Below are 12,890 nucleotides of genomic sequence, written 5' to 3' on the forward strand. Positions count from 1 at the left end.
AACCGCTTGTCCCCCAACAGATCCGTGTGATCGGCGATTGATGTTCGGTTGTTCAGAACAACTGTCGAACAATGCGGGTGACGCGTTGACTGACCGGAACGGACGGCAGGATCGAGCTGGAGGGTGGCGTGTCCGAATACTCTGTGCAAGGCATGGGAATCTCGAGGTTGGTGGGGGAGTTCGGAACTCCGCTCTATATCTACGACGGAGCCGTGATCGAGCGTACCTACGAGGATCTGCGGGCCCGCCTGCACGATGCGATCGACATCTTCTACTCGCTCAAACCGAATCCGAATGTGAGCATCGTGCGGCTGCTGCACCGGGCGGGCGCGCTCGCCGAGGTGTGCTCGCCGGGCGAGCTGGCCAGCGCGCTGCGCGCCGGGGTCGTGCCGGGTGACATCCTCTACACCGGGCCCGGAAAGAGCCGGGAGGATCTGCGCGAGCTGGTCGAACTCGATATTCGGGCGGTGATCTGCGAATCGTTCGACGAACTGGCCGATCTCGACGAGCTGGCGGCCGGGACCGGGTTACGGCCGCGGGTGCTGCTGCGGGTGAATCCGGCGTTCGGGGTGCGCGGCGGGCGGCTGACGATGGCGGGTAAGCCCCGCGAATTCGGCATCGACGAGGAGCAGGTGCTGGCCGCGACCGATCTGGTCGCACGCCATCCGCATCTGCGGATCGTCGGCATCCATTGCTTCACGGGCACAAGGATTCTGGATGCGCGGGTCGTGGTGGACAACACCCGCCGCATCCTGGATCTGGCGACCAAGGTGAGCGAACAGCTCGGTATCACACCGGAACTGGTGGATATCGGCGGCGGCATCGGGATTCCCTACTTCCCCAACGAGCGGGCGGTCGATATGGACGTGCTCGCCGCGGGCGTGAATGCGGCGGTGGCCGAATTCCGCCTGCGGTATCCGGATGCGCGCATCGCCGTGGAGCCGGGGCGATTCCTGGTCGGGCCCGCCGGCACATATGCGGTCCGGGCCCGCTCGGTGAAGACCTCGCGCGGGCAGCGGTTCGTCATCACCGACGGCGGCACCCATCAGCACATGTCGGCGGTCGGCACGGGCACCTATCTCAAGCGGAACTTCCCGATCGCGCTGCTCAGCGATCTGGATCGGGAGGTGGCCGGACCGTGCACCGTGACGGGTCTGCTGCTCACGCCGACCGACATCATCGGCAAGGATGTCGAATTGCCGCGGATCGCGCGCGGTGAGGTGCTCGGGGTGTTCCAGTCCGGGGCGTACGGGCCCAGCGCCTCGATCACTTATATGAACGGGCGCGGATATCCGGCGGAGGTGCTGATCCATGAGGGTAAGGCGCATCTGATCCGGTCCCGCGACACCGAGGACGATCTGTTCACCCGGCAGCATCTGGTGACCTTCGACGACGATCCGCTCGTGCGTGAGGTGTATGAGGAGGTTCGGCGCGCGGCCGGGGGAGAATCCGGATTCGTCGGCGAAATCTCTTCGGACACACTGCTGTTCGACGAGCTGGCGCTGGATTCGCTCTCGATCGTCGAACTGCTGACCACGCTCGAGGATCGGTTCGGGGTGACCGTCGATCCGCACGAGCTCAATCCCGACACCGTCCGGACCGTCGGCTCGCTCACCGCATTCGTCGTTCGCGATCGGCACGAATCGTGAACGGTCCCAGACTGTTACACGAACTACTCGATGACCGCGCCCGGGCGACCCCGGACACGGTGGCCGTCACCGCGGGCGATACCTCCCTGACCCAGGACCAGCTGCGCCAGGCGAGTCTGCGCCTGGCGGGCTGGCTGAGCGCGATCGGCGTCCGGCGCGGCGATCGGGTCGTGCTGCGGCTGCCCGGCTCGGTACTGGCGCCCGCGGTGCTGTACGCGGTGTCACGGATCGGCGCGGCGTTCTGTGTGCTGCATGAGCAGGTCCGCGGGCCCGCGCTCGACCATGTGCTGAGCGATCTGGAACCCGCCGTGCTGCTCACGGACGACAACAGCGTGCCGCCGGGGACCACGGTGTACGACACCGCGGCGATCGCGCGGGCGGCGGCCGAGCATCCGCCGGGAGCGGAGACGGCCGGGATCGAGGATTCCGATCCGGTATGCCTGATCTACACCTCGGGCAGCACCTCGCTGCCGAAGGCGGTGATCACCGGGCATCGGCAGCTGCTGTTCGCGGCGCGGGCGATCGCGGCCGAAATCCGTTATACCGCAGCCGATATCGTCTTCGTCCCGCTGCCACTGGCCTTCGATTACGGCCTGTACCAGCTGTTCCTCGGGGCGATCAGCGGCGCGCGGATCTGTCTGGGCGCGCCCGCCGAGGGCGGGGTCGCGCTGCTGAGCGGGTTGGAACGGGCGCGGGCGACCGTGCTGGCCGCGACCCCGCCGATCGCCGAGACACTGGTCTGGCTACTCGGCCGGGCCCGGACCACGCCTGCGACGCTGCGGCTGCTCACCACCACCGGCGCGGCCATGCCCGCGCTGACCGCCCGCGCCCTGCGCGCCGCGCTGCCCGGGTTGCGGCTGCAGATCATGTACGGGCTCACCGAATGCAAGCGGGTGTCGATCATGCCGCCGGATGAGGATCTGCGGCGTCCCGGCGCATCCGGTCGGCCGCTGCCCGGCACCGAAGTCGCGGTGCTGGGCCCGGACGACGCGGTGCTACCGCCCGGCGAGATCGGCGAATTCGTGGTGCGCGGCCCGCATGTGATGGCCGGGTACTGGCGGCGCGCCGAACAGACCGAGCGCTGTTTCGGCCTCACCGACGACGGCCGCAGATTCCTGCGCACCGGCGACTTCGGCCGGCTGGATTCCGACGGCTACCTCTACGTCGACGGCCGCCGCGACGATGTCTACAAGGAACGCGGCCACCGCGTGAGCGTGCTGGAGATCGAGGCGGCCGTGCGTGAGGTACCCGGCGTGCGCTCCGCCGCGGTCGTCCCGCCGGGCGCCGACGCCCACGCCGTGCTCGTGGTGTCGGGCCCGGTGACCGCGGCGGAGGTGCTCGCGCGGCTGCGCACGCTGATCGAGCCGTACAAGGTCCCCCGCCGCTGCGTCGTGATCGGGGAGATGCCGCTGACCGGCAACGGGAAGGTCGATCGCGCCGCGGTCGCCGAGCTGATCGGCGGCGTGCGGGTTACTTCGTGAAGTACCAGTCCTCCGGGCTTCGGCCGGTCTGCACCGCCGGGAAGGCCACGCCGCCGAGGTTCTTGGCGACGACCTCCATAAAGGTGCGCAGGGGCATATTGATCTGTCCGGGAAGGGTTTTCACCGCGTACTCCTCGTAGTTGGCGAAGGCCGCCTTATCGTCGGAGTGCAGGGTCGCGTTGATCAGCTCGATGAGTTTGGGGTCGTTGTAGTTGCCGATATTCGCGCTCGAACCCGGCAGCAGCAGTTGATCACCGGCGGGGACGGCGTCGTACTCCTGGTAGCCGAAGAAGCCGATCTGCCAGTCACAGGCCGGGCCGGAGCCGTGGCAGTTGCTGACGTCGTCCATCACCGTGTTGAATTCCTGACCCTTCAGGTCGAACACGATGCCCGCCTGCGCGGCATCGGACTTCCACTGCTGCACCACCCGGCCGTAAATCGGGCTGCCCGTGGAGTATTCGAGAGTGAACTGCAGTTTGGTGCCCGCGGCGACACCCGGACCGCACTGGTTGTCCGCGGCGCCCGGGCTGGTGCAGGTCATCACGCCGCCCTGATCGGTCCAGCCGTGCCCGGTCAGCAGCGCCTTCGCCCTGGCCTTGTCGAAAGGATAAGGGCCCGAACCGCGTTCGGCGTCGGAGATAAAGGGATTGTCCGGCCGGTTGGGCACCGGGCCGGTGGTGATCGCGCCGTAACCGCGCATCGCGGAGTCGACGTCGGTCTCCTGATCGAGGGTCAGCTGCAGGGCCTGGCGGATGTAGAGCTGATTGAACGTGGGGCCGAAGGTCGGATTGGCCATGTTCAGGATCGAGCTACTCCAGCCCCAGCCGTAGGCGGGCACCAGATTGTAGTTGGCCTGCAACGGATTCGTCGATGGCAGATCCTGCGCGGCCTTCTTCTCCGGCAGGCTGGTCACCTGCACCGAACCCACCGAAATGCTGTTTCCCGCACGCAGCGTGTTGAATTCGGCGTCGGAGCTGGTGAACGGCTCCATCTTGTAATGCGCCAGATGCGGCTTGTCCGGGCCGCTGTAGGACGGATTCGGATCGAAGGCTATGTGGCCCTGCGCATCGAAGTTCGTCAGATGCCACGGGCCGTCGACGACCTGCCAGAGCGGATCGGTGGCATAGGTCGAGAGGTTCTTGCTCTTGTCGTACAGATACTGGTAGACCGCATGGCATTTGGACTGATCCTCGGTACAGCCACCGCTGCCGGGCGCCGCCGCGTCCGAGGTCTTGTCCCACGCCATCGGCAGCGGCGTGATCTGCGCGAGCTCCTGCCCGGTGAACCAGGTCGGGGAATAGGAATCGTTGAGCTTCAACGTGATCTGCGCGGGACCGGTCTCGGTGACCGATTTCACGTTGTCCGGGAACTGGCCGACGACGTACTTCGCGAAGTTCTGCTTCTCCGCGAACAGCAGATGCATCCAGAACACGACGTCCTTGGCGTTGACGTCCTCACCGTTGGACCATTTGAAGGGCTTCAGATCGATCGTGACGGTCGTGTTGTTGTCACTGTACTTCGGCTGCGCGGCAAGGCTTTTGGTGTCGTTGACACCGATACTTCCCGTGGCGTCGCCGAACCAATACAGCGGGCGGAACATCAGACGCTGCAGATCGCCCGTGGCGTAGCCGCTGTTATGGGCCTGATCGTAGAACGGGAGGATCCAATTCGGTTGCGTCCCCGGCGCTTCGGCGAATGTCGCGGTACCGCCCTCCTGTGGCGTCCCGCCCGACTTCGTACTGCCCGCACCACATCCGGACAGTATCGACGTCGCGATCAGGAGCGCGCCGACGGCGCTCACCAGTCTTCTCACCCTCATCCCCGAACTTCCTCTCTCTGGGGCACACCCTGCGGCGGCTCGATGACCGCGGCCGGCGAACCGGCCAGTGGAAAGTGGCATGCGGCCTGGTGACCCGCCGCGCCGAAGGCCCGCATCGGCGGCTCCTCGTGCGCGCAGATCTCCTGTGCCAGTGGGCATCTGGTCCGGAACCGGCATCCCGACGGTGGGGTGCGCGCCGAGGGCAGCTCGCCGGTGATCACATCACCCCGGCTGCGCCCGGCCCAGGGGTCGGCGATCGGGACGGTGCTGATCAGGCCGTGCGTGTAGGGGTGGCGCGGGCTGCGGTAGACGTCCGCGGCCGGGCCGCTCTCCACCAGCTTGCCCAGGTACATCACGCCGATCCGGGTGGACAGGTAGCGGACCACCGACAGGTCGTGGGAGATGAACACGTAGGTCAGGCCGTGGCGGCGGCGCAGGTCGCTCATCAGGTTGAGGATCTGCGCTTGGATCGAGACGTCCAGCGCCGATACCGGTTCGTCGGCGACGATCAGCTTCGGCTCCAGCGCCAGCGCCCGCGCCAGCACGATGCGCTGCCGCTGGCCGCCGGAGAATTCGTGCGGATACCGTTCGACCGCCGACGCGGGCAGGCCGACCTCGCCGAGCAGATCGCGGGCTCGCGCGGCGCGCTGCGCGCGGGTGCCGACGCCGTGGATGGTCATGGGTTCGGCGAGGATCGCGCCGACGCGCATGCGTGGGTCCAGTGAGGCGTAGGTGTCCTGGAAGATCAGATGTGTGTCCTGGCGGCGCTGCCGTAATGCCTTGCCGTGCAACGAGGTCAGCTCGGTCCCCTCGATGCGGACGGTGCCGTTGGTCGGGGTCTCGAGGCCCACGATGGCGCGGCCGATCGTGGTCTTACCGCAACCGGATTCGCCGACCAGGCCGAAGGTTTCCCCCGCGGCGACGGAGAAGCTGACATCCGCGATCGCGGATACCGCGCCGACCTTGCGCTGCAGGATCGCGCCCGCGGTCACGGGGAAATCCTTGACCAGGTTGTCGACGGTGAGCAGCGGATGTCCCGGCGCGGCCGTCGTCGCCGGTTCGGCGGGCGCGCGGCCGGATTCACGCACGGCGATGCGGCCGGTCGGCTCGATGATCTTCGGATCGCCGACGGGATGGAAGCAGGCGTAGTCGTGTCCGGCGACATCCCCGCGCAGCGGCGGATCCTCGGCGCGGCATTGGTCGGTCGCATACCGGCAGCGCGGGGCGAAACGGCAGGCCCGCGGCGGATCCACCAGATCCGGCGGCAGGCCGGGGATGCTGTACAGCTTGTCGCCGGTATCGGCCGAATTCTCCGGCAGCGCCTCGAACAGCGCCTCGGAATAGGGATGACGCGGATTGCCGAACAGCGATCTGGTGTCGGTGAGTTCGGCGATGCGCCCGGCGTACATCACCGCGACCCGGTCCGCGCGCCCGGCGACCACGCCGAGATCGTGAGTGACCAGGATGACCGCCATACCGACCCGCGTGCGCAGCTCGTCGATCAGCTCCAGGATCTGATGCTGGATGGTCACGTCGAGCGCGGTGCTCGGCTCGTCGGCGATCAGCAGATCGGGTTCGCAGACCAGCGCGCGGGCGATCATCACGCGCTGGCGCATGCCGCCGGACAGTTGATGCGGGTAGTCCCCCAGCCGTTCGGCCGCGCGCGGCAGGCCGACCAGACCGAGCATCTCGATCACCCGGTCGCGCCGCGCGGCGGGCGAGAGGTCGGAATGCAGTGCCAGTGGTTCGCCGACCTGCCTGCCGATCGGGATCGTCGGGTTGAGCGAGGTCAGCGGGTCCTGGAAGACCATGCCGATCCGGCCGCCGCGCACCCGCCGCAGTTCGGGCTCGGACATCCGCGCGATATCCGCACCGCCGAGCAGGATGCGTCCCGAGGCGATCCGGCCGCCCTCGGGCAGCAGCCGCAGGATAGACAGCGCCGTCATCGTCTTACCGCAGCCGGATTCGCCGACCAGGCCGAGCAATTCGCCGCGCTCGACCCGCAGCGACACCCCGTCGACCGCGTGCACGACACCGCCGCGGACATCGATCGTGGTGTGCAGGTCGTCGAGTTCCAATACCGGCGCGAGAATCGGGTCGGTCATATCAGCGCCTCCGCAGCCGGACCTCGAGCGCATCACGCAATGCGTCGCCGAGGAAGTTGAAACCGATGACGACGAGCATGATCGCGATACCCGGCGGCAGGATCATCCACCAGTAGCCGTTCTGCGCGAAATCGGTTGCGTGGGAAAGCATGCTGCCCCAGTCGGCATGCGGGGGCGCCATACCGAGGCCGAGATAGCTCAGCGCGGCGACGAGCAGGATCGCATCGGCCACCTGGAAGGTCGCGTTCACCACGATGGTGCCGATCGCATTGGGCACGATATGCGCCACGATCGCGCGCCCGCTGCCGCCGCCCATCATCGTGACCGCCTGCACGTATTCCCTTGTGCGCAAGGACAATGTCTCCCCGCGCACCAGCCGCGCGGGCGTCAGCCAGGCCGCGAACGACACCACGACGATGAGCAGCCCGACCGATGCGGTGAAGATCGAGGACAGGATCAGCAGCAGGAACAGCGTCGGGATCGCCAGCAGGGTATCGACCACGCGCATCATCGCCGCATCGAGGACGCCGCCGACATATCCCGCGACCGCACCCCACAACGCGCCGAAGACGGTGGCGATGATCGCGGCGGCGACACCGATCTCCAGCGACGCCTGTCCACCCACCATCAGCCGGCCGAGTTGGTCGTAGCCGACATCGTCGGTGCCCAATGGGTGTGCGGCACTGGGCGGTTGGTTCGCCCCGGCGAGGTCGGAGGTGATCTGGTCGGTGTGATAGAGCGCCGGGCCCAGGAAGCAGAACAGCAGGAAGAACACGATCAGGCCGAAGCCGACCACGGCGAGCTTGTTCTCCAGCAGGGCCGCCAGCGTCGCGCGGAATCGCGAGCGGGCGCGGCCGGGGACGGTCTGCGCGATATCGGTCATCAGTACTTCACCCTCGGATCGAGTACGGCATAACCGATATCGGCGAGCAGCGAACCCGCGACGGTCGCCAGGGCGACCAGCAGGCCGACGCCCAGCAGGATCGGATAGTCGTGCACCTGAGCACCCTGGACGAAGATGAAGCCCATCCCGGGATAGTTGAACACCTGCTCGGTGATCAGCGCGCCGGCGAACAGCTGCGGCAGGGTGATCCCGAGCAGCGTAACGACCGGGATCAGCGAATTGCGCAACACATGCCGCAGCATCACCCGGCCGTCGCTCGCGCCGCCCGCCAGCGCGGTGCGCACGTAGTCCTGCTGCAGGTTCTCCATGACCGATGAGCGGATGTAGCGGCTGAAGGAGGCGATGGTGATCAGGGTCAGCGTCGAGACCGGCAGGACCAGGGCCGAGGCCTGGCCGAAGATCTCCGCGACCGTGTCGCCGTTCGGGCCGACCGGCGAAAACCAGTGCAGCTCAACGGCGAACAACAGGATCAGCAGTTCGCCGAGGAAGAAGCTCGGCATGGCGTAGAAGGCGAACGACAGCCCGGTCACCGTGTAGTCGCCCAGGGTGTTGCGGTGGCGGGCCTGGTAGATGCCGATCGGTGCGGCCAGGATCAGCGCGAGCACCGTGGACAGGGTCATCAGGATCAGCGTCTTGGGCAGATGTTCGGTGATCACATCCAGGACCGGCTGGTTGAGCTTGTAGGAATAGCCGAGGTCGCCGTGCAGAACGCCACCCGCCCAGTGCAGGAACTGCACGATCAGGGGCCGGTCGTAACCGCCCTGCCGCATGAAGGTGTCGACCTGCTGCGGGGTCGCCTTCGGCCCGAGGATCGCCCGGGCCGGGCCGCCGGGCAGCAGCTGCAACAACGTGAAGGTCAGCACCGCGACCAGCACGACGACGATCGCCGATTGCAGGACGCGGCGCAGGAGATACCCCGTCATAAGTCCGACACCATGGCCGAATGTTAGCCATGTGAAATGCTTGCGTCTACCAATTCGGCGCAGGCAGATTCTGTCAGAGTCCTTGCCGGCCACCGGGTTTGTGGGCGGGGTTCGCGGTGCCGTTGACCGTGACGGTGTCGATATGGCAGACACGTCCGTCGGCGCTGGTGGGGCGCGAGATGGCGCCGCCGGTCCCGGAGTAGCTGACGTCCGGATCGGTGCAGGCCCGCGGGTCCTGGTCGCGGAAGGTGAGCGTGGTGTCGGAGAAGAGCAGCGGCCCGGCGAACTGCGCGTTGTCCCAGGGCTCGACGGCGAAGATCGCGCGGTTCTGGGCCTGGTTACCCATATTGATCGCGTAGCGCACCGATCCGGACCGGCCGGTCACGGTCTGGGTCCACACCCCGCTCGACTGATCGAGGGCGATATCGATGTCGAGGACCTCGCCGACCCGCGGCGACATCGCCGGTCCGGAGTGACAGCCCTGATAGTCGGGCTGGTCGCCGACGTTGACGTATTGGCCGGAGATCCACCAGGTCGAGTAGGTCGACGGCTGGGTGGTCGGGGCGCAGCTGTCACCCCAGGTGAGCACGGGTTGCAGGACGCCGAGGCCGATCGGGTCGTAGTCGCGGCCGCCGGGGGCAGGTTCGAGGCCCGGCCACAGGAACAGGGTGCCGAGTCTGGACGGCGTCGGCGGCACGGTGAAATGGGTCCGCATGCGGACGATCTCGTTGGCGATCGGGATCGCGAAGTCCACGGCCGTGGTGCCGTCGGGCTGAAACTGCCAGGGGGTGCGGCCCGCCCCCGGGGGCGGCGGCTGGGTGGCCGGGGGCTCCGCGGTGGTGTTGGGTTGTTCGGCGAAAGACAGTGCCGACAAGGCGATTACGACGGCGATCAGGGTGCGGCGCGCCCACTTCGGGAAGGGAGTCATGCTTTCGCATGGAATCACATCCGGGAGTCAGCGGGATTCGAAATCAATTGCGGGACATCGTCGTATCGGTGATTTGCGCTCGAATCGCTTAGCTTATAGGGGTTTTCAACCATTCGATCATCGAGGCGCTAACGCCTTCGGATTCGACTGCTCAGCCCGCAGGGTTCGAGGCAGGAGCCGGGTATCTGCTCGCCCGGGGGTACCGATGGGCATACTCACAAGGGTGAACCAGATCGGCACTGCGACACCCGAATCCGTACTGAACGATCCGTTGAAGACTCAGTTCGAGACCTTCATCGATGAACACCGCGCGGGCCTGAGCGCGTGTCTCGACGGGCTCACCGAGGAGCAGGCCCGCCGAACTCTGGTCGCCTCGCCGACGACCCTGCTCGGACTGGTCAAACACGCCACCTTCGTGGAGCGGGTGTGGTTCGACGAGGCGATCACCTGCCGGTCCCGCCGCGAGATCGGAATCCCGGATACGCCCGGCGAATCGTTTCTGCTCACCGACGAGGATTCGATCGATACCGTGCGCCGAGCGCATCGCGAGGCCTGCGCGGCGTCGCGCCGGGCCGCGGCCGATCTTCAGCTCGATGATCTGTTGCGCGGCAACCGACGTGGCCCGCTGCCGCTGCGCTGGGTGTATCTGCATATGCTGCGCGAACTGGCCCAGCACTGCGGCCACGCGGATATCCTGCGCGAGCAGATCCTGACCCCGGCGCCTCGGACCGGGCTGTAGTCGTCAGTAGTACTGCGCACTCCAAAAGCCCGCCACCAGTGGCACATTCACGCAATCGATGGTCACTCCGACCCAGCGGTTGGTCATCTCGGTTCGCCTCCGCTCAGTCGCAGCAGTCACAATCGTGGCCGCTGCTCGGGCCGAGGGCCGCAGGAGTGGGACAGCAGGTGTCCCCGCGCCAGGCAGCGACGCCCTCCTTCGCCGCGATTACCGCGATCACGACCGCGGCGAGCGGATCGGCCCAGGACCAGCCGAACAGGCTGTTCAGAAGCAATCCGACCAGCAGTACCGCCGACAGATAGGTGCATAACAGGGTCTGTTTCGAATCGGCGACCGCCGACGCCGATCCGAGTTCGCGCCCGGTACGGCGCTGCGCCCACGACAGCACCGGCATCACGACCAGACTCACCGCCGCCAGCGTGATGCCGATCGGCGAATGCCGGGCCTCCCCCACCCCCAGCAGGGCGCGGATCGAATCCGCGGTGACATAGGCGGCCAGCGCGAAGAACGAGAACGCGATGATCCGCAACGCGGCCCGCTCCCGCCGCTGCGGGTCGCGACCGGCGAACTGCCACGCCACCGCCGCGGCCGAGGACACCTCGATGACCGAATCCAATCCGAACCCGATCAGCGCGGTCGACGACGCCCGCGTGCCCTCCCCGAGCGCGATAACGGCCTCGATCACGTTGTAGGAGATGGTCGCCGCGACGAACCACCGAATCCTCCGGCTCAGCACCGTCCGACGCCGCACCGACGGCCGCGACTCCAGCGCCCGCGACATCAGCAGCACCCCTCGGCATCCGAATCCGGGCAACACGCCGGATCCACCGCCAGCACCAGCCCGGTCAGATCGTCCAGCGCCCGCGCGATACGCGGATCCGCCAACTCGTATCGAGATCTACGCCCCTCCGCAACGGCCACCACAAGCCCGCAACCACGGAGGCACGCAAGGTGATTCGACAGAATCTGCCGCGACACCCCGATTCGATCCGCCAAATCGGACGGATACCCGGGCCCGCCCCGCAACGCGAGCAGGATTTCCGTACGAGTCGGATCCGACAGCGCATGCCCGAACCGAGCCAGCGCATCGCGATGCAGTAGCGCGTCCACCCGGCCAACAGTACATCAGATTCTGTATTCAGAAGAGGATGAACTATCCGCTCTCCCCCGTGAGGAAGTCGACGAATCCGAACGGGGCGCGGTCGCCGAGGCAGTACTCCAGGACCAGGTGCGCGTCCAAGGCGGCCGATTCGCTGCGCGGGAACAGCGTCTCCTCATAGGCGGTGAGTGCCGCTTCGATGTCGCCGGGGTGCGCGACGATCGCCTGGGCGAGTTCGGCGGCGTCGAACATCGCCAAGTTCGCGCCCTCGCCGGACGGCGGCATCAGATGGGCGGCATCGCCGAGCAGCGTCACCCCGGGCACGCGGTCCCAGCGGTGCCGGTTCGGGAGTGTGTAGAGCGGGCGCGGGACCGGCGCGGTTTCGCCGTCGGTGATCAGCGCGGTGAGCTCTGGTGCCCACCCGTCGAATTCGGCCGCGACCCGAGCGGCCGCGGCACGGGCGTCGGTGAAGTCGATGCCGGTGATCCACTCGATGGGGCGGGTCAGCTGGACGTAGGTATGCAGAACGCCGCCCGCCTCGCGGTGTGCGGCGATCCCCTGCCCCGGGGCGAGCGCGAACATCGCGCCGTCGCCGACCGCCTCGGCCGCCGCGGCGTGCCGCTCATCGACGTCGTACAGATAGGTCTCGACGTAGGTCGTGCCGACGTATTCGGGCTCGGCGCCGGACAGCAGCGGCCGGACCTTCGACCAGGCGCCGTCCGCGCCGACGAGCAGTTCGGTGATGACGGTGGATCCGTCCGCGAACCTCAGTTCGTGCCGGCCGTCGCCGAATGCCGTGACGTCGGTGAGCTTCTTGCCCCACCGGATCGTCTCCGCGGGCAGGGAGTCGATCAGCATGCGCCGCAGATCGCCGCGGAGCACCTCGGGCCGCCCGCCGTTGCCCTCGTCGGGCTGCTCGAGCAGCACCTTCCCGTGCCGATCGAGCGCGCGCAGGGCCTCGCCGCCCTCGTGGATGAGCGCGCGGAACTCGTCGGTGAGACCGGCCGCCGCCAGCGCGAGCTGCCCGTCCTGCTCGTGGATGTCGAGTTGACCGCCCTGCGTGCGGGTTTCGGCGGAGGGTTCCGCCTCGTAGATCGTGGCGGGAATGCCGTGGACGTGCAGGACGCGGGCGAGGATGAGGCCGCCGAGGCCCGCGCCGACGATCGTGACTTGTGTCGTCATGATGGTTCCTTTCGCAGACTGTCTGGAACGCCGTTCCATATGCCTATCTTGGAACAGCGTT

The 12,890-nt window shown here is 67.4% G+C and carries 11 protein-coding genes; 3 read left to right on the forward strand and 8 right to left on the reverse strand.

Translation table 11 applies throughout. The annotated features are described in order from the left end of the window. Positions 1 to 143 precede the first annotated feature (143 nt). Both lysA and ACIA76_RS01890 read left to right on the forward strand, forming a co-directional pair. Complete coding sequence (gene lysA, locus ACIA76_RS01885) at positions 144 to 1,649, forward strand: diaminopimelate decarboxylase (RefSeq protein ID WP_397147958.1); 1,506 nt, start codon at positions 144 to 146, stop codon at positions 1,647 to 1,649. After that, complete coding sequence (locus tag ACIA76_RS01890; RefSeq protein WP_397147300.1) at positions 1,646 to 3,130, forward strand: class I adenylate-forming enzyme family protein; 1,485 nt, start codon at positions 1,646 to 1,648, stop codon at positions 3,128 to 3,130. Before lysA ends, ACIA76_RS01890 begins: the two co-directional genes overlap by 4 nt. On the opposite strand, the gene ACIA76_RS01895 is transcribed toward ACIA76_RS01890, so the two are convergent. The 5 genes from ACIA76_RS01895 to ACIA76_RS01915 all read right to left on the reverse strand — a co-directional run bounded on the left by ACIA76_RS01895 (position 3,120) and on the right by ACIA76_RS01915 (position 9,809). Beyond that, positions 3,120 to 4,949, reverse strand: a complete 1,830-nt coding sequence (locus ACIA76_RS01895; protein ID WP_397147302.1) for an ABC transporter substrate-binding protein — start codon at positions 4,947 to 4,949, stop codon at positions 3,120 to 3,122. The two genes, ACIA76_RS01890 and ACIA76_RS01895, sit on opposite strands and share 11 nt — an antisense overlap. Beyond that, entirely contained in the window at positions 4,946 to 7,054 is a 2,109-nt protein-coding gene (locus ACIA76_RS01900) for a dipeptide ABC transporter ATP-binding protein (RefSeq protein ID WP_397147304.1), read from the reverse strand. Before ACIA76_RS01900 ends, ACIA76_RS01895 begins: the two co-directional genes overlap by 4 nt. Position 7,055: 1 nt before the next feature. Further along, positions 7,056 to 7,937 carry an ABC transporter permease gene (locus tag ACIA76_RS01905; RefSeq protein ID WP_397147306.1) on the reverse strand — a complete coding sequence of 294 codons (882 nt, stop codon included), beginning with the start codon at positions 7,935 to 7,937 and terminating at the stop codon, positions 7,056 to 7,058. Beyond that, a complete protein-coding gene (locus ACIA76_RS01910) occupies positions 7,937 to 8,881 on the reverse strand; it encodes an ABC transporter permease (protein ID WP_397147308.1) in 945 nt (314 codons plus the stop codon). Before ACIA76_RS01910 ends, ACIA76_RS01905 begins: the two co-directional genes overlap by 1 nt. Before the next feature lie 73 nt (positions 8,882 to 8,954). Continuing rightward, a complete protein-coding gene (locus ACIA76_RS01915) occupies positions 8,955 to 9,809 on the reverse strand; it encodes a hypothetical protein (RefSeq protein ID WP_397147310.1) in 855 nt (284 codons plus the stop codon). 223 nt (positions 9,810 to 10,032) lie between these two features. Here ACIA76_RS01915 and ACIA76_RS01920 point away from each other — a divergent pair, with 223 nt between their 5' ends. Then, the gene (locus ACIA76_RS01920) at positions 10,033 to 10,548 is read left to right on the forward strand and encodes a DinB family protein (RefSeq protein ID WP_397147312.1); all 516 of its coding nucleotides are present in this window, start codon (positions 10,033 to 10,035) and stop codon (positions 10,546 to 10,548) included. Between the two features lie 103 nt (positions 10,549 to 10,651). Here ACIA76_RS01920 and ACIA76_RS01925 read toward each other — a convergent pair whose 3' ends face one another. The 3 genes from ACIA76_RS01925 to ACIA76_RS01935 are packed head-to-tail and all read right to left on the reverse strand — an operon-like array spanning position 10,652 to position 12,829. Further along, positions 10,652 to 11,329: a cation transporter gene (locus tag ACIA76_RS01925; RefSeq protein ID WP_397147314.1), complete on the reverse strand. Its 678-nt coding sequence runs from the start codon at positions 11,327 to 11,329 to the stop codon at positions 10,652 to 10,654. Beyond that, positions 11,329 to 11,658 (reverse strand): ArsR/SmtB family transcription factor, encoded by a 330-nt coding sequence (locus tag ACIA76_RS01930; RefSeq protein ID WP_397147316.1) that lies wholly within the window; start codon positions 11,656 to 11,658, stop codon positions 11,329 to 11,331. The genes ACIA76_RS01925 and ACIA76_RS01930 overlap by 1 nt, the downstream gene beginning before the upstream one ends. A 43-nt stretch (positions 11,659 to 11,701) precedes the next feature. Further along, positions 11,702 to 12,829 carry an FAD-dependent oxidoreductase gene (locus tag ACIA76_RS01935; RefSeq protein WP_397147318.1) on the reverse strand — a complete coding sequence of 376 codons (1,128 nt, stop codon included), beginning with the start codon at positions 12,827 to 12,829 and terminating at the stop codon, positions 11,702 to 11,704. Positions 12,830 to 12,890: the final 61 nt, after the last annotated feature.

This window comes from Nocardia sp. NPDC051570 (assembly GCF_044454005.1).
Taxonomy (GTDB): Bacteria; Actinomycetota; Actinomycetes; order Mycobacteriales; family Mycobacteriaceae; genus Nocardia.

Bases quoted from the DNA above. Each gene is read 5' to 3' on its own strand.
- ACIA76_RS01935 (WP_397147318.1), bottom strand. From the start codon at position 12,829: ATGACGACACAAGTCACGATCGTCGGCGCGGGCCTCGGCGGCCTCATC.
- ACIA76_RS01905 (WP_397147306.1), bottom strand. From the start codon at position 7,937: ATGACCGATATCGCGCAGACCGTCCCCGGCCGCGCCCGCTCGCGATTC.
- ACIA76_RS01900 (WP_397147304.1), bottom strand. From the start codon at position 7,054: ATGACCGACCCGATTCTCGCGCCGGTATTGGAACTCGACGACCTGCAC.
- ACIA76_RS01895 (WP_397147302.1), bottom strand. From the start codon at position 4,949: ATGAGGGTGAGAAGACTGGTGAGCGCCGTCGGCGCGCTCCTGATCGCG.
- ACIA76_RS01925 (WP_397147314.1), bottom strand. From the start codon at position 11,329: ATGTCGCGGGCGCTGGAGTCGCGGCCGTCGGTGCGGCGTCGGACGGTG.
- ACIA76_RS01910 (WP_397147308.1), bottom strand. From the start codon at position 8,881: ATGACGGGGTATCTCCTGCGCCGCGTCCTGCAATCGGCGATCGTCGTC.
- ACIA76_RS01915 (WP_397147310.1), bottom strand. From the start codon at position 9,809: ATGACTCCCTTCCCGAAGTGGGCGCGCCGCACCCTGATCGCCGTCGTA.